The 21,960-nt window shown below is 65.9% G+C and carries 17 protein-coding genes; 7 read left to right on the top strand and 10 right to left on the bottom strand.

The features are described 5' to 3' along the window. Positions 1-28: 28 nt before the first annotated feature. Together thiD and lplT are read right to left on the bottom strand one after the other, a co-directional pair. Positions 29-835: a bifunctional hydroxymethylpyrimidine kinase/phosphomethylpyrimidine kinase gene (gene thiD / locus EPN59_RS00870; RefSeq protein ID WP_293045352.1), complete on the bottom strand. Its 807-nt coding sequence runs from the start codon at positions 833-835 to the stop codon at positions 29-31. A gap of 70 nt (positions 836-905) precedes the next feature. Then, positions 906-2,216, bottom strand: a complete 1,311-nt coding sequence (gene lplT / locus EPN59_RS00865) for a lysophospholipid transporter LplT (protein WP_293036711.1) — start codon at positions 2,214-2,216, stop codon at positions 906-908. 218 nt (positions 2,217-2,434) lie between these two features. Between lplT and alr the strand changes: the two genes are divergently transcribed. The 3 genes from alr (at position 2,435) to EPN59_RS00850 (ending at position 5,361) form a co-directional block, all read left to right on the top strand. Continuing rightward, the gene (gene alr / locus EPN59_RS00860) at positions 2,435-3,505 is read left to right on the top strand and encodes an alanine racemase (protein WP_293036709.1); all 1,071 of its coding nucleotides are present in this window, start codon (positions 2,435-2,437) and stop codon (positions 3,503-3,505) included. A gap of 3 nt (positions 3,506-3,508) precedes the next feature. After that, positions 3,509-4,885: a DNA repair protein RadA gene (gene radA, locus EPN59_RS00855; protein ID WP_293036708.1), complete on the top strand. Its 1,377-nt coding sequence runs from the start codon at positions 3,509-3,511 to the stop codon at positions 4,883-4,885. 212 nt (positions 4,886-5,097) lie between these two features. Beyond that, a complete protein-coding gene (locus EPN59_RS00850; protein WP_293036706.1) occupies positions 5,098-5,361 on the top strand; it encodes a DUF2866 domain-containing protein in 264 nt (87 codons plus the stop codon). A gap of 55 nt (positions 5,362-5,416) precedes the next feature. Here EPN59_RS00850 and EPN59_RS00845 read toward each other — a convergent pair whose 3' ends face one another. Both EPN59_RS00845 and EPN59_RS00840 read right to left on the bottom strand, forming a co-directional pair. Continuing rightward, on the bottom strand, positions 5,417-6,589 hold the full coding sequence (locus tag EPN59_RS00845) for a CaiB/BaiF CoA-transferase family protein (protein WP_293036705.1): 1,173 nt from the start codon (positions 6,587-6,589) through the stop codon (positions 5,417-5,419). A 38-nt stretch (positions 6,590-6,627) separates the two neighbouring features. Further along, positions 6,628-8,559, bottom strand: a complete 1,932-nt coding sequence (locus tag EPN59_RS00840) for an ATP-binding cassette domain-containing protein (RefSeq protein ID WP_293036703.1) — start codon at positions 8,557-8,559, stop codon at positions 6,628-6,630. Between the two features lie 128 nt (positions 8,560-8,687). Here EPN59_RS00840 and EPN59_RS00835 point away from each other — a divergent pair, with 128 nt between their 5' ends. Continuing rightward, complete coding sequence (locus EPN59_RS00835) at positions 8,688-9,170, top strand: glutathione peroxidase (RefSeq protein ID WP_293036702.1); 483 nt, start codon at positions 8,688-8,690, stop codon at positions 9,168-9,170. Positions 9,171-9,192: 22 nt separating this feature from the next. On the opposite strand, the gene cls is transcribed toward EPN59_RS00835, so the two are convergent. From cls to dapC, 6 genes are all read right to left on the bottom strand, one after another. Then, complete coding sequence (gene cls / locus EPN59_RS00830) at positions 9,193-10,632, bottom strand: cardiolipin synthase (protein WP_293036700.1); 1,440 nt, start codon at positions 10,630-10,632, stop codon at positions 9,193-9,195. Between the two features lie 232 nt (positions 10,633-10,864). Then, on the bottom strand, positions 10,865-11,749 hold the full coding sequence (gene prmB / locus EPN59_RS00825) for a 50S ribosomal protein L3 N(5)-glutamine methyltransferase (RefSeq protein WP_293036714.1): 885 nt from the start codon (positions 11,747-11,749) through the stop codon (positions 10,865-10,867). Positions 11,750-11,784: 35 nt separating this feature from the next. Beyond that, the gene (dapE, locus tag EPN59_RS00820; RefSeq protein ID WP_293036699.1) at positions 11,785-12,924 is read right to left on the bottom strand and encodes a succinyl-diaminopimelate desuccinylase; all 1,140 of its coding nucleotides are present in this window, start codon (positions 12,922-12,924) and stop codon (positions 11,785-11,787) included. A 93-nt stretch (positions 12,925-13,017) separates the two neighbouring features. Further along, positions 13,018-13,380, bottom strand: coding sequence for an ArsC family reductase (locus EPN59_RS00815; RefSeq protein ID WP_293036697.1), 363 nt, complete (start codon positions 13,378-13,380; stop codon positions 13,018-13,020). Beyond that, entirely contained in the window at positions 13,380-14,207 is an 828-nt protein-coding gene (gene dapD, locus EPN59_RS00810; protein WP_293036696.1) for a 2,3,4,5-tetrahydropyridine-2,6-dicarboxylate N-succinyltransferase, read from the bottom strand. Before dapD ends, EPN59_RS00815 begins: the two co-directional genes overlap by 1 nt. Positions 14,208-14,283: 76 nt before the next feature. Next, complete coding sequence (gene dapC / locus EPN59_RS00805) at positions 14,284-15,504, bottom strand: succinyldiaminopimelate transaminase (RefSeq protein WP_293036694.1); 1,221 nt, start codon at positions 15,502-15,504, stop codon at positions 14,284-14,286. A 357-nt stretch (positions 15,505-15,861) separates the two neighbouring features. Here dapC and EPN59_RS00800 point away from each other — a divergent pair, with 357 nt between their 5' ends. The 3 genes from EPN59_RS00800 to EPN59_RS00790 all read left to right on the top strand — a co-directional run bounded on the left by EPN59_RS00800 (position 15,862) and on the right by EPN59_RS00790 (position 21,943). Then, positions 15,862-16,881 (top strand): DMT family transporter, encoded by a 1,020-nt coding sequence (locus tag EPN59_RS00800; RefSeq protein ID WP_293036693.1) that lies wholly within the window; start codon positions 15,862-15,864, stop codon positions 16,879-16,881. A 160-nt stretch (positions 16,882-17,041) separates the two neighbouring features. Beyond that, positions 17,042-20,560 (top strand): chromosome segregation protein SMC, encoded by a 3,519-nt coding sequence (smc, locus tag EPN59_RS00795; RefSeq protein ID WP_293036691.1) that lies wholly within the window; start codon positions 17,042-17,044, stop codon positions 20,558-20,560. A 126-nt stretch (positions 20,561-20,686) separates the two neighbouring features. Continuing rightward, on the top strand, positions 20,687-21,943 hold the full coding sequence (locus EPN59_RS00790; protein ID WP_293036690.1) for a cell division protein ZipA C-terminal FtsZ-binding domain-containing protein: 1,257 nt from the start codon (positions 20,687-20,689) through the stop codon (positions 21,941-21,943). The last annotated feature ends 17 nt before the right edge of the window (positions 21,944-21,960 follow it).

Below are 21,960 nucleotides of genomic sequence, written 5' to 3'. Positions count from 1 at the left end.
CCGCGCGCGAACGCTCGCCACCAGACGCTCACCACCAGCGATAGAAGTGATGCACGGGCCCGACGCCGTGGCCGACGTCGAGACGATCGCTCGCTTCGAGTGCGCCGGTGAGGTACTGCTTGGCGTCGCTGACGGCTTCGGCAAGCGTCGCCCGCTGCGGCCACAGCGCCGCGACAGACGAAGACAGCGTGCAGCCCGTGCCGTGCGTATTGGTGACCGGCACCCGCTTCGCGCCAAGACGCAGCGTGCCGCTCGCTTCGACGAGCCAGTCCGGGCTGTCGCCGCTACCGAGATGGCCGCCCTTCATCAGCACGGCCCGCGCGCCGAGTGCGCGCAGCGCTTCGCCTTGCTCGACCATCGCGGCTTCGTCGGCGGCGGGCGCGACGCCGAGCAGCGCCGCGGCTTCCGGCAGATTCGGCGTGACGACGCCCGCGAGCGGCAGCAATTCCTCGCGCAGCGCGGCGACGGCTTCCGGCGCCAGCAGCGCGTGATTGCTCTTCGAAATCATCACCGTGTCGAGCACGATGCGCGCCGGTTTGTGACGGTGCAGCGCGTCGGCGACGGCGCGCACGATCGCTGCGTTCGCGAGCATGCCGATCTTTACGGCGTCGATGCGGATATCGTCGAATACCGCGTCGAGCTGCGCCGTGACGAACGCGGGATCCGGCGTGTGGATCGCGGTGACGCCGCGCGTGTTCTGCGCGGTGAGCGCGGTGATCACGCTCGCGCCGTACGCGCCGAGTGCCGAGAATGTCTTGAGGTCGGCCTGGATGCCCGCGCCGCCGCCCGAATCCGAGCCGGCGATGGTGAGGACGTTCGAAATGGATGAAGTCATGGCAGCTTGACGGGCGGGCGGGCGCCCGAAGACGTGCGCACGAGGCGCGCACGCGGAGGCAATAACGGGATCAATGGCGGTGATTTTCGCCGATCAGCGCGATGGAGTCGAACGCGCGCTGATTGGCCTGATGGCGGCGCATCACGAGCCACATCATGAGGCAGACGAAGGTGCCGAACAGCACGATGACGACGGTGACGGGCACGTCGAGCCAGACGAGCACGGCATAGAGGCACAGCATGACGAGCACCGAGAGGTTCTCGTTGAAATTCTGCACGGCGATGGAGTGGCCGGCGGAGAGCAGCACGTGGCCGCGATGCTGGAGCAGCGCGTTCATCGGTACGACGAAGAAGCCGGAGAGCCCGCCGATGAAAATCAGGAACAGGTAGGCGAAGGTGAGGTACCCGCTCACGTGCATGTGGCCGATGCGCATGCCCCAGTGCGGCGGAAAGAGATCGCGCGTGTAGAACGCAAGCGTCATGACGGCCAGTCCCATCACGATGCCGACCGGCAGCACCGACAGCGACTTCTTGAGCGGCACGCGTGCGGCGGCAATGATGGCTCCGGCCGCGACGCCCACGGCCACGACGGCCTGAAGGATCGCGCCCTCTGAGAGCGACATGCCGAGCGAGACTTCGGCCCACTTGAGCACGATGAACTGCAGCGTGGCGCCCGCGCCCCAGAAAAGCGTCGTGACGGCGAGCGAGATCTGGCCGAGCTTGTCGCGCCACAGGATCAGGAAGCAGTCGGCGAAATCGGCCACGAGGCGCACGGGCCCGCGTTGCTGGCGCGGGTAGCGTGCGCCGGTATCGGGAATGCGCAGATTGAAGAGGGCTGCGACGACGTAGATGACCATGATGACGAGCATCGCGGCCTGAGCGGGGGTCTGGACCGACGCAGGCGTGTGGCGGAGCATGTGCAACGCGATATGCGGGCTGATGAGCGCGCCGCCGAGGACGGTGCCGAGAATGATCGATCCGACGGTGGTGCCCTCGATCCAGCCGTTCGCGGCGACGAGCCGTTCAGGCGGCAACAGCTCGGTCAAGATGCCGTATTTCGCGGGCGAATAGGCCGCAGCCCCGAACCCCACGACGCCGTATGCGAATAGCGGGTGCGTGCCCGCGAGCATCATGGCGCAGCCCACGACCTTGATCGTGTTCGTGATGAACATCACGCGGCCTTTGGGGCGCGAATCGGCGAAGGCGCCGACGAAGGCGGCCAGAACAACGTAGGAAAGGACAAAGAACAGCTTGAGCAGCGGGGTCATCCAGCTCGGGGCGTGGAGATCTTTCAGCAGTGCAATTGCAGCGATCAGGAGCGCATTGTCGGCCAACGACGAAAAAAACTGCGCGGCCATGATGGTGTAAAAGCCTTTTTTCATCTGATGCGATGCTGTCCTCGCTGCGGTCCGTCCGCCCCGGACGGATGGGATGCATCCGGGCTTATTACGTTCGAAATGGGTTGTGCGCAGGGCTTTATATCATGAAAATAGGTGCATTCCGACTAGCAGATTCCTCGAGCGTCCTACAGATGGGACTTCCGGGCACTGGAAGTGCATCGTAAGCTCATGATTCAAAAGCGTCTTTACGAAAATTTCCCATGCCTCGCCCCCTCTCAGCCACGATTCATACCGCCGCACTCGCCAACAATCTCGCCGTCGCCCGCCGATACGCGCCGAAGTCGAAAATCTGGGCCGTAGTCAAGGCCAACGCCTACGGGCACGGGCTCGCCCGTGCGTTCCCCGGTCTGCGGGCCACGGACGGCTTCGGGCTGCTCGATCTCGAAGAAGCCGTGAAACTGCGCGAACTGGGCTGGGCGGGTCCGATCCTGCTGCTCGAAGGCTTCTTTCGTCCCACCGATATCGACGTGATCGACCGCTACAGTCTCACGACGGTCGTGCACTCCGACGAGCAGATGCGCATGCTCGAAATGGCGCGTCTTTCGAAGCCGGTCAACGTACAGCTGAAAATGAACAGCGGCATGAACCGGCTCGGCTACACACCCGAAAAATATCGCGCGGCGTGGGAGCGGGCGCGCGCCTGCCCCGGCATTGGTCAGATCACGCTGATGACGCACTTCTCCGACGCCGATACGCCGCGCGGCATCGCCGAGCAGATGGATACGTTCGAGCGCGGCGCGCAAGGCATCGCCGGCGTGCGCAGCCTCTCCAATTCGGCTGCGACGCTCTGGTATCCGGCCGCGCACTTCGACTGGGTGCGGCCGGGCATCATCCTCTATGGCGCATCGCCGTCGGGCGTGGCCTCGGCGATTGATGGTGTCGGACTGCAGCCCGCCATGACGTTCAGTGCCGAGATCATCGGCACGCAAACCATCGCCGAAGGCCAGACCATCGGTTATGGATCGACTTTCACGGCACGCAAGCCAATGCGCATCGGCGTCGTCGCCTGCGGTTACGCAGACGGCTATCCGCGCAGCGCGCCCGAAGGCACGCCCGTGGTGGTCGAGGGCGTGCGCACGCGCGTGGTCGGGCGTGTGTCGATGGACATGCTCACGGTCGATCTCACCCCGGTGCCGCGTGCGGGTGTGGGGGCGCGTGTCGAGCTTTGGGGTGCGGCCCTGCCGATCGACGACGTTGCGCAGGCGTGCGGCACGATCGGCTACGAGCTGATGTGCGCCGTTGCACCGCGCGTGCCGGTACGGGCGGAATAAGCGGTGGCGAAGGTCAAGACGCTGTATACGTGTAGCGAGTGCGGCGGGCAGGTTCCCAAGTGGCAAGGGCAATGCCCCGCGTGCGGCGCGTGGAACACGCTGGTGGAAGGCGTCGCCGAACCGGCGGGCAACCACCGCTACCAGTCGCTCGCGAAGAACGCGCCCGTGCGGCGCCTCGCCGATATCGAGGCGTCCGACGTGCCGCGTTTCACGACCGGTGTCGGCGAATTCGATCGCGTGCTGGGCGGCGGCCTCGTGGCGGGCGGCGTGGTGCTGATCGGCGGCGATCCGGGCATCGGCAAATCGACCCTGCTCCTGCAGTCGCTCGCACAGATTGCGGCCGAGCGCCGCGCGCTCTACGTCAGCGGCGAAGAATCGGCGGCGCAGATTGCGTTGCGCGCGCAACGGCTTGCGCTGCTCGATCCCGGCTCGAAAGCGAGCGAACTGCAACTGCTCGCCGAAATCCAGCTCGAAAAGATTCAGGCAACCATCGAGGCCGAAAAACCCGATGTTGCGGTGATCGATTCGATCCAGACCATCTATTCCGAGGCGCTGACTTCCGCGCCCGGTTCAGTCGCGCAGGTGCGCGAGTGCGCGGCGCAGCTCACGCGCATCGCGAAGCAGTCGGGCACCGCGATCATCATGGTCGGCCACGTCACGAAGGAGGGCAACCTCGCGGGGCCGCGCGTGCTCGAACACATCGTCGACACCGTGCTGTACTTCGAAGGCGATACCCATTCGTCGTTCCGTCTCGTGCGCGCGTTCAAGAACCGCTTCGGCGCGGTCAACGAACTCGGCGTGTTCGCAATGACGGAGCGAGGCTTACGTGGTGTCGCGAATCCGTCCGCGCTATTTCTCTCGCAGCACGAACAAAGCGTGCCGGGTTCGTGCGTGCTCGTGACCCAGGAAGGCTCGCGTCCGCTTCTCGTCGAGGTGCAGGCGCTCGTCGATACCGCTCAGGTGCCCAATCCGCGGCGACTCGCCGTCGGTCTCGAACAGAACCGGCTTGCGCTGCTGCTCGCGGTGCTGCATCGGCACGCGGGAATCGCATGCTTCGATCAGGACGTGTTCCTGAACGCCGTGGGCGGTGTGAAGATCACCGAACCGGCCGCCGACCTCGCCGTGCTGCTGGCCATTCACTCGTCGATGCGTAACAAGGCGTTGCCCAAAGGGCTGATCGTTTTCGGCGAAGTGGGGCTTGCGGGCGAGATCCGGCCTTCGCCACGCGGCCAGGAGCGTCTGAAGGAAGCGGCGAAGCTGGGTTTCTCGTGCGCGCTGATTCCACGTGCGAACGCGCCGAAGCAGCCGGTCGACGGCTTGCAGGTAATCGCGGTCGAGCGGATCGAAGAGGCCATCGACAAAGTCCGCACGCTCGAATGAAACCGGCCGGATACGGCTATTCACTCAGGTGTAGGCAAGGTGCAGTCAAGGCGCAGGCAAGGCGCAGGCGAGGTACACGCAGGGCGCTGCGGCCCCTGTACTGTCGCGTAATGATTGGTAACAACCCTGCCACGCACTGTAACCTGGGCTTTCTGCGATTTCCCTATTCTTGGCCGCGTGTTTGACTCGCACGCAGCGGAAAGGATAGCGTCGTGAAACAGGTTGATACGCTCGCCGATAGTCGTTCGATCGTCGTGCGCGGGTGCAGGATATCCGAGCCGCTCATGCAGCCCTGGGGCAGCAGTTGCCGCATCGTCGAGTGGATCGACAGCGACGGCTGCATCTCGCGACGCGTGGTGGCCGGGAACGTGACGGCGGCCCAGGTGCGCAGCACGATTGCGCATCACGTGGAAGGCCGCAGGTACATTCTCTACGACGACGAACGCACGCCCCGGCAAACACTGCCGCGGCGTTAGCCAGTAAAAATGGGCGCCATGTGCGCCCATTTTTACTTTTGCACTGCGCCGGGTTTCAGTTCCAGGGGCCGTAGGAGAACGGCTTGCCGCTGCTGAACGCGCCCATTTGCGGATTCACGCGGGGCGCGCTTTGCGCTGCCGCATCTTGCGCGACCGGATTGTTTGCCTGCTCTGCGGTGTTTTCCGTGAGTGCTTTCTGCAGGGCGTCCGGGTTGAACAGCGGGTGGCGCGACGCCTCACCTGCGGTGAGCACAGGTGTCACGCAACAGTCGATCGGTTCAAGCAGATCGATCCACGTTTGCAACGGCTCCGCCGCGATGACCGCCGCGAGTTCGCGTATGAGCCCCGCAGCATCCGTGCCGCCGATTGCCTGCCCCAGACTCCAGTGCCGCTCGGCCCACTCTTCGCGGCCGAGCGCCTTGCAGAACGCCTGCCAGAACTTCAGTTCCAGCGCGCCGACGGCGAGCCAGCGGCCGTCCTGGGTGCGATACAGGTTGTAGCAGGGCACGCCGCCGTTGAGCAGGCCGCCGCCGGGCTGGAGGGCTGCCGCGTCGTCGTTGGCGAGCGCGACTTGCGCGACCACGTTGTACGCGTAAGCGGCGTGCGCCATCGAAATGTCGATGAAGCGGCCCGTGCCGCCGCGCGCGACCTGCCAGAGTGCGGCGAGGATCTGCGTGACGGCTGAGAGCGCGCCGCCGAGCAGGTCGGCGATCTGGAAGTTCGGCAGTACCGGCGTGCCGTCGCGCGCTGCAAGCTGGTCGAGCACGCCCGAATAGCCGATGTAGTTCAGGTCGTGCCCGGCGCGGTCGGCGAACGGACTGTCGGCGCCGTATCCGCTGATGGCGCAGTAAACGAGCTTCGGATTGATCTGGCTCAGCGTCTCGTAGCCGACGCCCAGCCGCGTCATCACGCCGGGCCGAAAGCTCTCGACGAGCACGTCCGCTTCGCGCGCGAGCGCCAGCAGGACATTGCGCCCGCTTTGCGATTTCAGGTCGATCCGGGTTTCGCGCTTGCCGTGGTTGACGAGGCGGTAGAACGCGCCGGGTCGCGTGGCGACTTCGTCCGCGGAGCTTTGCATCATCGCGCGGGCCGCGTCGCCAGCGCCGGGCGGCTCGATCTTCAGCACGTCCGCGCCCATTTCCGCGAGACGCAGCGTGGCAACCGGGCCGGGCAGCAGCATGGTCAGATCAAGGACGCGTAGACCTTGTAACGCAGCAGGTGACGACACTCGTATCTCCTTCGCTTCGTACGGCGCGTGCGCCGCGGCTAGCCAATCTGTTCGAGATCCTCGTGCGCGTCGAGCCAGTCGGCTTCGAGCGTATCGAGGCGCGCCTGGACTTCGGCCTGGCGGCGGATTGCTTCGGTCAGGCGTGTCTTCTGGCTGGGCTCGTAACTCGCGGGGTCGGCAACGAAGGCATCGAGCGTGCCTTTTTCCGCGTTGAGCGTGTCCATTTCCTTCTCGATCTTGCCGATTTTCACCTGGAGCGGTTTTTTCAGCTGCGACAGCTTCTGGCGCGTCTCCGCTTCCTGGCGGCGTTGCTCCTTGCGATTGACGCCCGCATCGGCCGCGCCGTCGCCGCCCGCATCCTGCCGGAGGGCGGCGCGCTGCTCGGCGGCGTGCTGGAGCAGCCAGTCGCGATAGTCGTCGAGATCGCCGTCGAACGGCTGCAGGCGATGTCTGGCGACGAGCATGAACTGATCGGTGGTCGCGCGCAACAGATGGCGGTCGTGCGAGACGAGGATCAGCGTGCCTTCGAATTGCGCGAGCGCCATCGTGAGCGCGTGACGCGTTTCGAGATCGAGGTGGTTGGTCGGCTCGTCGAGCAGCAGCAGGTTCGGCTTCTGCCAGATGATGAGCGCGAGCGCGAGCCGCGCCTTTTCGCCGCCCGAAAACGGCGCGATGGACGCCGTGGCCATTTCGCCGGGGAAATTGAAGCCGCCGAGAAAGTCGCGCAGTTCCTGCTCGCGTGTATCGGGCGCGAGGCGCGCGAGATGCTGCAGCGGCGAGTCGTCCGGGCGCAATGTTTCCAGCTGATGCTGCGCGAAATAGCCGATCTGCAGGCCCTTGCCCGTGCGCAGATCGCCTGAGAGCGGCGCGAGCGTAGCGGCGAGCGTCTTGATGAGCGTGGACTTGCCCTGGCCGTTCGCCCCGAGCAGGCCGATGCGCTGCCCGTTCTGGATCGACAGCGCGACATCGCTCACGATGGGCGTTTCGCTGCCGTCCTCGGCGCGGTAGCCGCAACGCACGTCTTCCATGATGAGCATGGGATTCGGCGCGGAATCGGGCGTGCGGAATTCGAACGTGAACGGCGAGCTTGCGTGCGCGGGCGCGATCAGCTCCATCTTTTCCAGCGCCTTCACGCGGCTTTGCGCCTGGCGCGCCTTGGTCGCCTTGGCCTTGAAGCGGTCGATGAAGCTTTGCAGGTGCGCGACGGTTTTCTGCTGCTTTTCGTAGGCGCTTTGCTGGAGCGCGAGTTGTTGCGCGCGCAGGATTTCGAACTGCGAGTAGTTGCCGCCGTAGCGTTTGATCTGCTGGTTTTCCAGATGCAGCGTGACGTTGCAGGCGGAATCGAGGAACTCGCGGTCGTGCGAGATCACGATGAGCGTGCCCGGGTAGCGATGCAGCCAGTCTTCGAGCCAGACGATCGCGTCGAGGTCGAGGTGGTTCGTGGGTTCGTCGAGCAGCAGCAGATCGGAGCGGCACATCAGCGCCTGCGCGAGGTTCAGGCGCATGCGCCAGCCGCCCGAGAAGCTCGAGACCGGCGCGCGCGTCTGCTCGAGCGTGAAGCCGAGCCCGAGCAGCAGCGCTTCGGCGCGCGCGGGCGCAGTGTAGCCGTCGGCGTCGGCGAAGGCCGCGTGCGCCTCGGCTTCCGCTGCACCGTCGTGCGCCGCAGATGCCGCGGCGATGCGCGCCTCGATGTCGCGCAGCGCGGCGTCGCCGTCGAGCGTGTAGTCGAGCGCCGTGCGCTCGACTGCCGGCGTTTCCTGCGCGACGTGCGCGATCCGCCATGAGGGCGGCAGCGAAAAGTCGCCCGCATCCGCGTGCAGCTCGCCGCGCAGCACGGCGAACAGCGTTGATTTGCCCGCGCCGTTCGCGCCGACGAGACCGGCCTTTTCACCGGGGTTCAGCGTGAATGAGGTCTGGTCGAAAAGCGGCTTGGTGCCGCGGGCAAGACTGAATTGATTGAAGCGGATCACAGCGGCGCCAGCTTGGGAAAACCGCTATTTTAGACCGTGCGGCCCGTGCGCCGGCATCAGCCGTTCGGCAGAGGTGCGGCGCGCGGCGATTCTCACCTAAACTGGGTCATTTCCCGGGGAGTGCACAGATGACGTCGATCTATTCGTTTTCAGCAGAACCGCTTGGCGGCGGCGCGCCAGTAAGCCTTGAACGCTTCGCCGGCAAGGTGCTGCTGGTCGTGAACACGGCGAGCGAGTGCGGGTTCACGCCGCAGTACGCGGGTCTGCAAAAGCTTTACGAGGCGTATGCCGCGCGCGGCCTCGACGTGCTCGGTTTTCCGTGCAACCAGTTCGGCAAGCAGGAGCCGGGCGACGCGGCGCAGATCGGCAGCTTTTGCGAGCAGAACTATGGCGTCAGGTTTCCGATGTTCGGCAAGATCGACGTGAATGGCGCGAATGCCCATCCGCTCTATCGCTGGCTCACGGGCGAGGCGCCGGGCGTGCTCGGGCTCGAGGCGATCAAGTGGAATTTCACGAAATTCCTCGTCGACCGCAACGGCAATGTGGTCAAGCGCTATGCGCCGGTCACCAAACCAGAGGCAATCGCGGCGGATATCGAAAAGCTGTTGTGACCGGTTGTTGTGAACCGCGCGGCTAGAGGATCGGCGCGAACAGGCGTGCGAGATGCATGGTCATCTTGCGCCAGGCGCGCGCGTCGCGGTATTCGGTGCGGTCGATCTCCACGGCTTGCTCGAAGTCGCGCAGCAGCATCGCTTCGACTTCGGCCGCGAAGCCGCGGTGCACCGTGAGCACCATGATCTCGAAGTTCAGCCGGAACGAGCGGTTGTCGAGGTTCGCGCTGCCGACGACTGCCGCCACGTCGTCGATCAGCAAGACCTTCTGGTGCAGGAAGCCAGGCTGATAACGGAAGATGCGAATGCCCGCGCGGATGGCATCGAATGCGTACAGCGTCGAGGCCTCGAACACCACGTAGTGGTCGCGGCGGCCCGGAATCATGATGCGTACGTCTACGCCGCGCAGCACCGCGAGCCGCAGCGCCGAGAACACCGCTTCATCGGGCACGAGATAGGGGGTGGTGATCCACAGCCGCCGGCGTGCCGCATTGATCGCCTCGACGAAGATGAGCGAGCAGGTTTCCTGACGATCGGCGGGACCGGTCGGCATCACGAGACAAAACATGTTGTCGTCGCAAGGCGCGACGGGCGGCGGTTCGCAGTCGGGCAACGCGTGCGTGACCCAGTACCAGTCCTCGGTGAAGGCGAACTGGATGTTCGCGACGGCGGGACCGCGCACTTCGATATGCGTGTCGCGCCAGGGCGAGAGCGGCGGCCTGGCGCCGAGGTATTCGACGCCCACGTTGTGCCCGCCCACAAAGGCGCGTTCGCCGTCCACGACGACGATCTTGCGGTGGTTGCGGAAGTTGAGCTGGAAGCGGTTGACGAAGTGGCGCCGGGTCGAAAACGGATGCACCACGACGCCGCCTGCGCGCAATGCGCTGACGTAGCTCGCGGGCAGGTCGAAGCAGCCGATGCTGTCGTAGAGGAAGAACGCACGCACGCCGCGCGCCACGCACTGGATGAGCGTGTCCTTCAGCATCTCGCCGAGGGTATCCGCATGCACGATGAAAAATTGCACGACCACGTAGTGGCGCGCCTGCTCGATGGCCTCGAAGATGGCCGAAAACGTGGCTTCGCCGTTCACGAGCGTGCGTACTGAATTGCCGGGCACGATCGGCATGCCGCCGAGTTGCGCCATCGTCTGGATGACGCGCGCGCCGAGTTCTTCGACCGGCCATTCGCCGGTGGAAGCGAGCTCGTCGCACTCGGGCGCGCGAGCGCGCGAGCGCAGGGTTGCATTGCGCAGCCGCCGCGCGTCGGCGTAGCCCGCGAACTTGCTGCGGCCGAGGAAAAGGTAGGGGATCAGCGTCAGATAGGGCATCGTCGCGAGCGACACAGCCCACGCTATCGCGCCTTGCGAGGTGCGGGTGTTGAGGATGGCGTGACACGCCGCAGCGATTCCGAGGAGATGGATGATCGCGAGAAGCGGGCCGAGCTGTGACCAGTCGAATTGCATAGAGGCGCGGGGCGCGCCGGATGCTGGACGACACCGTAGCGCTGTAGCCGGGAAGCTTCCATCTTACCGAACCCGGCCGGGCTGGGGTGATGGTTCTGGCCCCGGGCGTCGCGTGCCGCGTCGTTCCGCGTTGTTCTGCGTCGTTCCGCGTTGTTCCGATTTTCGCGCGCGAAACCGCGATCTGACGGTTTTCGCCCGTTTTCGCGCGCGAAAAGGGACTTACATCAGGCGCTTACACCGGCAGATCGGCCGCCTGGATCAGGAACACCTGATCGTCGCCGGCGCTCGTCGAGAGCCAGACGAGGTCCAGCCCGCCGAACGCGGCTTCCACGTTCGCGCGCTCGTTGCCGATCTCCACCACGAGCACGCCTTCGTCGGTCAGCCAGTTGCGCGCCTGCGCCAGAATGCGGCGCACGATGTCCATGCCGTCCGCGCCGCCCGCGAGCGCCATTTCCGGCTCGTGACGGTATTCGGGCGGCAGCGCCTCCATCGATTCGGCGTTCACGTACGGCGGGTTCGTCAGGATGACGTCGTAACGGCGTTCGGCCAACGGCGCGAACAGGTCGCCTTCGAACAGCGCGATGCGTTCGTCGAAGCCGTGCTCGTGGACGTTGCGGCGCGCCACTTCGAGCGCCGGAGCCGAGAGATCGACTGCGTCGATGTCGGCGTTCGGGAACGCGTGCGCGGCGAGTATCGCAAGGCTTGCCGAGCCGGTGCACAGTTCGAGCACCGCGCCCACTTGTTCGGGATCCTCGACATACGGCTGAAGGCCGTCTGCGAGCAGTTCGCCGATGAACGAACGCGGCACGATCACGCGTTCGTCGACGTAGAAGCGCACGCCGTGCATCCACGCTTCGTTCGTGATGTAGGCGGCGGGCACGCGCTCGGTCGCGCGGCGCTCGATCACGCCGAGCACGGCGTCGATCTCGTCGGCCGCGAGCCGTGCGTCGAGGAACGGATCGAGCAGATCGAGCGGCAGATGCAGCGTGTGCAGGATCAGGTAGGCGGCCTCGTCGTAGGCGTTGGACGAACCGTGGCCGAACGCGAGTTCCGCGGCGGTGAAGCGCGTCACGGCGTAGCGCAGCAGGTCGCGCACGGTGGAAAAGGTGGTCGACAGGGGATGCGTCATGTGGGGGGCTCCGGCAGGCGTGTTCAGGCGATCAGTTGTTCGAGCACGCGACGATACACGTTCTTCAGCGGTTCGACGTACTTGAGTTCGATATGCTCGTCGATCTTGTGGATGCTGCCGTTCGGCGGGCCGAATTCGACCACCTGAGGGCAGATGCGCGCGATGAAGCGGCCGTCGGACGTGCCGCCCGTCGTCGAGAGTTCGGTCGTGACGCCGGTCTCGTCGAAAATCGCTTTTTCGAGCGCGTTCGACAGCGCGCCGCGCGGGGTGAGGAACGGCAGGCCGCTCACGGTCCAGTGCAGCTCGTAGTCGAGGCCGTGCTTGTCGAGGATCGCATGCACGCGCTGCTGCAGGCCTTCCACCGTGCTGGCGGTCGAGAAGCGGAAGTTGAACTGGACGTCGGCGTGGCCCGGAATCATGTTGCTTGCGCCGGTGCCGCTGTGCAGGTTCGACACCTGCCACGTCGTGGGCGGGAAGTATTCGTTGCCGTCATCCCACTTTTCGGCCACCAGCTCGGCGAGTGCGGGCGCGAGCAGATGCACGGGGTTTTTCGCGAGATGCGGATAGGCGATATGCCCCTGCACGCCCTTGACGATCAGCTTGCCCGATATCGAGCCGCGGCGGCCGTTCTTTACGCAGTCGCCGAGCGTGTGCGTCGAAGTCGGCTCGCCGACGATGCAGTAATCGATTTTCTCGCCGCGCTGCTGCAGCGCTTCGACGACCTTCACGGTGCCGTCGGTCGCGGGGCCTTCCTCGTCGCTCGTGATGAGAAAGGCGATGGCGCCGCGATGCTGCGGATGCGCGGCGACGAACTCCTCGCTTGCCACGACGAACGCAGCGAGCGAGGTTTTCATGTCGGCGGCGCCCCGGCCGTAGAGTTTGCCGTCGCGTTGCACCGGCTCGAACGGCGGCGATTTCCACTGTTCGAGCGGGCCGGTCGGCACGACATCGGTATGGCCCGCGAAGGCGAGGAGCGGTCCGGCGGCTCCGTGAGTGCCGCGCTTCACGGCCCACAGGTTCGTCACGCCGTGCGACTCGATCGTTTCGCACGTGAAGCCGAGCGGCGCGAGGCGCTCGGTCATGATGCGCTGGCAGTGCTGGTCGTCGGGCGTGACGGACGCGCGCGCGATCAGGGCTTCGGTAAGGGCGAGGGTGCCGGACATGGAAGGGCCACTTTCAATAAAAATGCCGGCGCCGCGGGTTCACACGGGCGCCGGCAACAGCTTGTTATTACGCGTTGTGCGAAGCAGTCCGGCTCACGCGAAGAGCGTGGCGTACTGTTCCGCCGAAAAACCGAGCGTCTTCACACGGCCGTTCACGACGACGACGGGCCGCTTGATGACCGATGGCTTCTCGATCATCAGCGCGATCGCGCCGTCCTGGTTTTCGGCCGCCGATTTCGTTTCGTCGGGCAGGCCGCGCCACGTCGTGCCGCGCCGGTTGACAAGCGCTTCGAGGGACACGTCCTTGAGCCAGCTTTCGATCATCGGCGCGCTCACGCCCGCCTTCCTGAAATCGTGAAATTCGAACGCGATGCCGTGCGCTTCGAGCCACACACGGGCCTTCTTCACGGTGTCGCAGTTCGGAATGCCATAGACGACGGTTTTGCTCGCCGCCATCAGTCGCCTCGCAGCAGCTCGTTCAGGCCGACCTTGGCGCGCGTCTTCGCATCGACTTTCTTGACGATCACGGCGCAATAGAGGCTGTGCGAGCCGTCCTTCGAGGGCAGGTTGCCCGCGACGACGACCGAGCCCGCCGGAATGCGGCCGTACGAAACTTCGCCGGTTTCACGGTCGTAGATCTTGGTGCTCTGGCCGAGGTACACGCCCATCGAGATGACCGAGTTCTCTTCGACGATCACGCCTTCCACGACTTCCGAGCGTGCGCCGATAAAGCAGTTGTCTTCGATGATGACCGGGTTGGCCTGCAGCGGCTCCAGCACGCCGCCGATGCCGACGCCGCCCGAGAGGTGCACGTTCTTGCCGATCTGCGCGCACGAACCGACCGTGGCCCAGGTGTCGACCATCGTGCCTTCGTCGACGTATGCGCCGATGTTCGTGTACGACGGCATCAGCACGACGTTCTTCGCGATGAACGAGCCGCGGCGCGCGATGGCCGGCGGCACGACGCGAAAACCGCCCGCAGCGAAGTCTTCGGCGGTGTAGTTCGCGAACTTCGACGGCACCTTGTCGTAGAACTGGCTGTAGCCGCCCGCGGGCATCGGCACGTTGTCTTCGAGACGGAACGACAGCAGCACGGCCTTCTTCACCCACTGGTTGACGACCCAGCCGCCGTCTTTCTTCTCGGCGCAGCGCAGTGCGCCGCGGTCCAGTTCCGCGATGACGTGGGCGACGGCTTCGCGCACGTCGTTCGGTGCGGACTTCGCCGAGAAGTCTGCGCGGTTTTCCCAGGCGTTGTCGATGATCTGCTGAAGTTGTTGCGACATGGTGTTGGTTTCGTGTGAGTTCGGATAGGGAAGACGGTGCGGGCGCGGCATGCCTCGTGGGTGCCGCGCGTGGCGTTCAGGCGAGCGAGCGGCAGAAATCGACGATGCGTTGTGCGCCCTCGATGCACTCCTCGACGTCGGCGACGAGCGCCATGCGGACGAAATTCTGTCCTGGATTCGTGCCGTGCGCGGTGCGGGCCAGATAGGAGCCCGGCAGGACCGTCACATTATAGTCGGCGTAGAGACGCTGGGCGAAAGCGGTATCGGACAGGCCGGTGCGCGCGACATTCGCCCAGAGGTAGAACGCGGCGTCCGGCAGACGCACGTCGAGCACGTCGGCGAGCATCGGCGTGACCGTTGCAAACTTGCGCGCGTACTTCGCGCGGTTTTCGCGGACGTGCTGCTCGTCGCCCCACGCGACCACGCTCGCGGCCTGCCAGACCGGCGACAGCGCCGCGCCGTGGTAGGTGCGGTAGAGCAGAAACCGCTTGAGGATCGCGGCGTCGCCTGCGACGAAGCCCGAGCGCATGCCCGGCACATTCGAGCGCTTCGAAAGACTCGACAGCATCACGAGGCGCTCGAAGCCGCGGCCGAGGCGGTGCGCCGCTTCGAGGCCGCCGAGCGGCGGCTTCGTTTCGTCGAAGTAGATCTCGGAGTAGCACTCGTCGGAGGCGATCACGAAGCCGTAGCGGTCGGACAGCGCAAAGAGTTCGCGCCAGTCGTCGAGCGTGAGTACGGCGCCAGTGGGGTTGCCGGGCGAGCACACGTAGAGCAGCTGCGTGCGGGCCCACACGTCCTCGGGCACCTGCGAATAGTCGCACGCGTAGTTGCGTGCCGGATCGCTGTTCACGAAGTACGGCTCGCCGCCCGCGAGCAGCGTGGCGCCTTCGTAGATCTGGTAGAACGGGTTCGGGCAGAGTACGATCGCCCGTCTGGCCGGGTCTTTCACGCCAGCGGCCGGATCGACCACGGCCTGCGCGAGCGCGAACAGCGCCTCGCGCGAGCCCGAGACCGGCAGCACTTCGGTGCTCGCGTCGATGGCGGGCAACGTGTAGCGCGTCTTGATCCAGTTCGCGATCGACTCGCGCAGCGCGGGGCTGCCCGCTGTCGCCGGATACACCGCGAGACCGTCGAGCGAGGCGACCACGGCGTCGCGGATCAGCGCGGGCGTCGGATGTTTCGGCTCGCCGATGCCCAGGCTGATGGGCCGCAGGCCGGCTTTCGGCGTGACCTCCTTGAAAAGGGCGCGCAGCTTTTCGAAGGGATAGGTCTGAAGGGTGTCGAGTAGCGGATTCACTTGGGCGTTGGGCGGGCGTAAGCGAAAAACGGGCGTGAACGAAAAACAGGGGAGCAGGCGCGTGGAACTCGCCTGCGGCGCGCACTTGAAGCCATGCGGCAGACGACGGTTGCGGGCGGTCGATTATAGCGTGGTGTCGCGGGCCATGCGGCGTGCCGCATGGCCTTTACGGATTGCCTGCAGCCGCGAAGAAAAGTAGAAGGTTTTGAACGCTCGGAAGGGCGACAAACAGGTTCCAAAGGGTTTTGATGGACGTGATGGGGGAGCACGAATGCGGTTTTCGATGTATCGGCGGTGCATGACCCGCGATGCGCACCTGAGGCACCCGAAGCCCCTGACGTGCCTGAGGGCGCCGCGATGAACCAGCGGTTGCGCGTCGACTGGCCGACGCTGGCGATCCTCGTCGGCGCGTCGGTGTGGGGCATCGTCTGGTATCCGCTGCGGATGCTGGCGGCGCTCGGCGTCGCTGGCGCGGCTGCGAGTGCGGCGACGAGCGCCGCCGGGTGCGCGTTCGTGCTGCTGCTGCGCCGCCGCTCGATTGCGACGGTGCGCTGGCATTGGGTCTTGCCGTTTCTCGGGCTTGCGGCGGGCGTGACGAATCTCGGCTTCGTCTGGGGCACGATCCACGGCCAGGTGATGCGCGTGATGCTGCTGTTCTATCTGGCCCCGGCGTGGACCGCGCTCTTTGCGCACTTCATCCTCGACGAGCGGCTGACCTGGTCGGGCGCGGCGCTCGCTGCGCTTTCGCTCGGCGGGGCGATGCTGATGCTGTGGTCGCCGGCGCTCGGCGTGCCGCTGCCGGGCAATGCCGCGGAATGGGCGGGCCTTGCGGGCGGCATGGGTTTCGCGATGAGCAACGTGCTGGCGCTCAAGACGAGCCGCGTGCTGCCGGACATGCGGCCGGAAATGCGCACGGCCGTGGTCTTCGGTGGCACGGCCCTGTTCAGCGCCTGCGCGAGCGTCTTCGAACCGATGGCGGCGGCCCCCGCGGGCGACCTTCTCGGGCGCGCGCTGCTGCTCGTCCTGGCGCTCGGTCTCGTGCTCGCGTCGAACAACATGATCGTGCAGTACGGGCTCGCGCGCGTGGCTGCGAACCGCGCGTCGATCATCATGCTGTTCGAGATCATCGTGACGGCGCTCACTTCGTGGCTCTTCGCGGGCGAGGTGCCCGGCCCGCGCGAGTGGGCGGGCGGCGGCTGCATCGTGGCCGCGACGCTGCTGTCGAGCTGGGTGCATCGTGTGCGCAGCGCGCCTGCCCGGCGAGAGGACAGCGCTGCGCTGTCAGGCGGCCATGCCGAAGACAGCGACGACGATGACGGCGGCAGTGCAGGCAGTGGGTCGCAGAGCGAGCAGAACGACCTGCGTGCGATGGTATGATTGCCGCTAATTCTCGCCGTGGAGCGCACGCCAGGCCGCGCCGCGCGGCGAGCCGTGGCGGCTGCCCAGTGCGCGTTCCGCTGCCGGGCGATTGCGCCGGTGCGTGGTGTGCGGCACGGGCGGTCCCGTTCACTCTCCCAATTCAAACAGCGATATCGCCGTGCGTCTGACCTCGATTAAACTCGCTGGCTTCAAATCATTCGTCGATCCCACGCATTTTCAGGTTCCGGGCCAACTGGTCGGTGTGGTCGGGCCGAATGGCTGTGGTAAATCCAACATCATCGACGCTGTGCGCTGGGTGCTCGGCGAGTCCCGCGCGTCCGAGCTGCGCGGCGAGTCGATGCAGGACGTCATCTTCAACGGCTCGACGGCACGCAAGCCCGGCAGCCGCGCGAGCGTCGAACTCGTGTTCGACAACGCGGACGGCCGTGCCGCCGGCCAGTGGGGCCAGTATGCGGAGATTGCCGTCAAGCGCGTGCTGACGCGCGACGGCACATCGAGCTACTACATCAACAACCTGCCGGCGCGCCGCCGCGACATCCAGGACATCTTCCTCGGCACGGGCCTCGGTCCGCGCGCCTACGCGATCATCGGCCAGGGCATGATCGCGCGCATCATCGAAGCGAAGCCGGAAGAGCTGCGCGTGTTCCTCGAAGAGGCGGCGGGCGTCTCGAAGTACAAGGAGCGCCGCCGCGAGACGGAGAACCGCCTGCACGACACGCGCGAGAACCTCACGCGCGTCGAGGACATCGTGCGCGAACTCTCGACGAACCTCGAGAAGCTGGAAGGCCAGGCGGTCGTCGCGACGAAGTTCCGCGAACTTCAGTTCGACGGTGAGGAAAAGCAGCGCCTGCTGTGGCTGCTGCGCAAGAACGAGGCAGCGAGCGAGCAGGAGCGTCAGCAACGCGCGATCGAACAGGCGCAGATCGATCTCGAGCGCCAGACGGCGCAACTGCGCGAGGTCGAGGCGCAACTCGAAACGTTGCGCGTGGCGCATTACACCGCGAGCGACGCGATGCAGGGCGCGCAGGGCGCGCTCTACGAAGCCAATGCCGAGGTGAGCCGCCTCGAAGCCGAAATCAAGTTCATCGTCGAGTCGCGCAATCGTGTGCAGGCGCAGATTGCGGCGCTGAGCGCACAGCGCGAACAATGGCAATCCCAGGCGCAGAAGTCGCAAGGCGACATCGAGGATGCTGAAGAGCAGCTGGCGATGGCCGAAGAAAAGGCTGCTGTCGCCCAAGAGGAGGCTGCGGCCAGGCAGGATGCGCTGCCTGCGCTCGAAGGCCGGTGGCGCGATGCGCAGGGCCAGCTCAACGAAGAGCGCGCGGGCATTGCGCGCACCGAACAGGCGCTGAAGCTCGAAGCCGCGCATCAGCGCAACGCCGACCAGATGCTGCAACAACTGCAACAGCGTCACGAGCGGCTGAAATCCGAAGAGGGCGGACTCGACGCACCGGACGAAGCGCAGCTCGAAGAGTTGCGCATGCAACTGGCCGAGCAGGAGGAAATCCTGCACGACGCGCAGTTGCGGCTCGGCGATGCGCAGGAGGCACTGCCGCGTCTGGACGGCGAACGCCGCTCGGCGCACGAGCGCGTGCAGGCCGAGAACGCGCAGATTCACCAGATCGAAGCGCGTCTCTCGGCGCTCAAGCAGTTGCAGGAAAACGTGCAGACCGAGGGCAAGATCCAGCCCTGGCTCGAACGTCACGAGCTTGGCGCGCTGCCGCGTTTGTGGAAAAAGCTGCATGTCGAGGCCGGGTGGGAAACGGCGCTGGAAGCGGCGCTGCGCGAGCGGCTCGCCGCACTCGAAGTGTCGAACCTCGACTGGGTGAAGGCGTTCGCGACCGACGCGCCGCCCGCCAAGCTCGCGTTCTACGCGCCGCCCGCGGCGGGCCAGGCGGCGCCTGTGCATTCCGGGCTCACGCCGCTGCTCTCGCTCGTGCGGATCGACGATGCGGGATTGCGCGCGGTGCTGACCGAATGGCTCGGCTCGACGTTCGTCGCGGCCGATCTTTCCGAGGCGCTGGCGCAGCGTGCGCAGTTGCCGTCGGGCGGCGTGTTCGTCGTGAAGTCCGGCCACATGGTGACGCGCGTGGGCGTGCAGCTCTATGCGGCCGATTCCGAACAGGCCGGCATGCTGGCGCGGCAGCAGGAAATCGAGAATCTGACGCGCCAGGCGCGCGCACAGGCCCTGCTCGCCGACGACGCGCGTGCGGCTGCGATTCGTGCAGAGGCTGCACACACGCAGGCTGCGCAGGCGCTCACGGAAGTGCGTCAGCAAGCCGAGCGCGCGACGCAGCGCGTGCACGCACTGCAACTGGACGTGCTCAAACTCACGCAGGCGCACGAGCGTTATACGGCGCGCAGCACGCAGATTCGCGAGGAACTCGACGAGATCGCGGCACAGGTCGACGAGCAGCGCGCGTTGCGCGCCGAGTCGGAAGCGAACTTCGAGCGCCACGATGGCGAGCTGGCGGAACTTCAGGCACGTTTCGAGGACAACCAGCTTGCGTTCGAAGCACTCGACGAGGCACTCGGCGCTGCGCGCAATGAGGCGCGCGATCTCGAACGTGCCGCGAGCGATGCGCGCTTCGCCGCGCGCGACATGGCGAACCGGATCGAAGAACTGCGGCGCAACATCCAGGTGGCGCACGATCAGAGCGAGCGGGTAGCGGCATCGCTCGAAGACGCTCGCGCCGAACTCGAAACGATCAACGAACAGACCGCTCACACCGGTCTTCAGGATGCGCTCGAGATTCGCACCCAGAAGGAAGCCTTGTTGCGCGTTGCGCGCACGGAACTGGACGATCTCACCGGCAAGCTGCGTCAGGCCGACGAAACGCGGTTGAGCGCCGAGCGTGCGCTGCAGCCGCTGCGTGATCGCATCACGGAATTGCAGTTGAAGGAGCAGGCCGCGCGTCTGAACGGCGAGCAGTTCGTCGAACAACTGCAGGCCGCGGGCGTCGATGAAACGGCGCTGCGCGAGAAGCTCACGCCGGACATGAAGCCGTCGTATCTCCAGGGCGAAGTTACGCGCATCAATAACGCAATTGCGGCGCTCGGCCCGGTGAACATGGCGGCACTCGACGAACTCGCAGCGGCGAAAGAGCGCAAGATCTTCCTCGATGCGCAGTCCGCCGACCTGACGAGCGCGATCGAAACGCTCGAGGACGCGATCCGCAAGATCGACCAGGAAACGCGCACGCTGCTGCAAGGCACGTTCGACGAAGTGAACCAGCATTTCGGCGATTTGTTCCCGCGCCTCTTCGGCGGCGGCCAGGCGAGACTCATCATGACGGGCGACGAGATTCTCGATGCCGGGGTGCAGGTGATGGCGCAGCCGCCGGGCAAGAAGAACTCGACGATTCACCTGCTGTCCGGCGGCGAAAAAGCGCTGACGGCGACCGCGCTGGTGTTCGCGATGTTCCAGCTCAATCCTGCGCCGTTCTGCCTGCTGGACGAAGTGGACGCGCCGCTTGACGACGCGAACACGGAGCGTTTCGCGAATCTGGTGCGTGCCATGTCGGACAAGACGCAGTTCCTGTTTATTTCGCACAACAAGATCGCGATGGAAATGGCCCAGCAGCTGATCGGCGTGACGATGCAGGAGCAGGGCGTGTCCCGTATCGTTGCGGTCGACATGGAAACAGCAGCGGGTTTTGCACAGAATACGGTTTAACGAGCGGCGCGCGACGCGCATCCGGTGACGCCGGGCGAAAGCCGGCCACCGCGTGCGGCGCGAACGCAACGCAAGCGGATCGCGCCTGTAGCGCGCCGCCGGACAAGAATGGCTGATGGAGCATGCATGGACGAGTTGACTCTCGGATTGATCGGCGCGGGCGCCGTGGTGGTCGGGGGTGTGGTGGTCTATAACGCGTGGCAGGGCGCGAGAGTGCGCAGGCGCATGCCGCGGCCGATGCCGCAGGAAGTGGCCGAAACGCCGCCGCGCGACAACCTGGAGGAGCAAAGTCCGTTTATCGAGCCGGCCCGAGCGGCAGCGCGGCGCGAGCCGTCGCTCGCGGGCGATGCCGAGAAGCGCGTCGAGCCGGGGTTCGGCACGGTGGCGCCGCTCGATACGCCAGCCGACATCCAGGCTGAAAACACGTCGCCGAACGGATTCCCCGATGCGGAAACCGAGGTCAGCCCGCCTGCCGTGGAGAGCGCTGCGCCTGCGGCCGTGCCTGAAGAGGCCGAACGCGTAGAACCGGTCCTGCCTGCCGCGACCACGATTTCGTCTGCGCCGCCTGCGGTCGTCGATCGCCGCATCGATTGCATCGTCCCGATCCGCCTTGCAGCGCCGATGGCTGGCGAGCGCGTGATTCCGTTCGCCCAGCGCCTGCGTCGCGCCGGCAGCAAGCCGGTGCATATCGAAGGCAAGCCTGAGGGTGGCGACGGTTGGGAGCTGCTGCAAAACGGCGTGCGCTATGAAGAGCTGCGCGCCGCCGCCCAGCTTGCCAACCGCAGTGGCCCGCTCAACGAACTGGAGTTTTCGGAGTTCGTGACCGGCGTGCAGCAATTCGCCGACGCACTCGACGCCGCGCCGGAATTCCCGGACATGATGGAAACCGTTTCGATGGCGCGCGAACTCGACGGTTTCGCCGCGCAATGCGACGCGCAGCTCTCGATCAACGTGATGTCGGACGGCGCACCGTGGTCGGCGAACTACGTCCAGGCCGTGGCCGCGCAAGACGGCCTGCTGCTCTCGCGCGACGGCACGCGGTTCGTGAAGCTCGACGCGAAGCAGAGCCCGGTGTTCATGCTGCAGTTCGGCGACACCAACTTCCTGCGCGACGACCTCACGTACAAGGGCGGCCAGATCATCAGCCTGATTCTCGACGTGCCGGTGGCCGACGAGGACATCCTGCCATTCCGCCTCATGTGCGATTACGCACGCTCGCTTGCGGAGCGCATCGGCGGCCGCGTGGTCGACGATCAGCGCCGTCCGCTGCCGGAATCGGTGCTGCAGTCCATCGACAAGCAGCTCATGACGCTCTACGCGAAGCTCGAACAGGCCGGCATTCCGGCCGGGTCGCCCGCCACCCGCCGGCTCTTCAGCCAATAATTCGAACGGGCGCAGCG

This window comes from Paraburkholderia sp., assembly GCF_004298475.1.
In the GTDB taxonomy this organism is placed as follows: Bacteria; Pseudomonadota; Gammaproteobacteria; order Burkholderiales; family Burkholderiaceae; genus Paraburkholderia; species Paraburkholderia denitrificans.
Note: the sequence above shows the minus strand (reverse complement) of the source record. Positions and strands in the feature narration are given on the sequence as shown.

What these genes read in the sequence shown, in the direction of transcription:
- thiD (WP_293045352.1), bottom strand. Translation starts at nt 835, where the DNA reads ATGACTTCATCCATTTCGAACGTCCTCACCATCGCCGGCTCGGATTCG.
- lplT (WP_293036711.1), bottom strand. Translation starts at nt 2,216, where the DNA reads ATGAAAAAAGGCTTTTACACCATCATGGCCGCGCAGTTTTTTTCGTCG.
- alr (WP_293036709.1), top strand. Translation starts at nt 2,435, where the DNA reads ATGCCTCGCCCCCTCTCAGCCACGATTCATACCGCCGCACTCGCCAAC.
- EPN59_RS00835 (WP_293036702.1), top strand. Translation starts at nt 8,688, where the DNA reads ATGACGTCGATCTATTCGTTTTCAGCAGAACCGCTTGGCGGCGGCGCG.
- cls (WP_293036700.1), bottom strand. Translation starts at nt 10,632, where the DNA reads ATGCAATTCGACTGGTCACAGCTCGGCCCGCTTCTCGCGATCATCCAT.
- dapE (WP_293036699.1), bottom strand. Translation starts at nt 12,924, where the DNA reads ATGTCCGGCACCCTCGCCCTTACCGAAGCCCTGATCGCGCGCGCGTCC.
- EPN59_RS00815 (WP_293036697.1), bottom strand. Translation starts at nt 13,380, where the DNA reads ATGGCGGCGAGCAAAACCGTCGTCTATGGCATTCCGAACTGCGACACC.
- dapD (WP_293036696.1), bottom strand. Translation starts at nt 14,207, where the DNA reads ATGTCGCAACAACTTCAGCAGATCATCGACAACGCCTGGGAAAACCGC.
- EPN59_RS00800 (WP_293036693.1), top strand. Translation starts at nt 15,862, where the DNA reads ATGAACCAGCGGTTGCGCGTCGACTGGCCGACGCTGGCGATCCTCGTC.
- EPN59_RS00790 (WP_293036690.1), top strand. Translation starts at nt 20,687, where the DNA reads ATGGACGAGTTGACTCTCGGATTGATCGGCGCGGGCGCCGTGGTGGTC.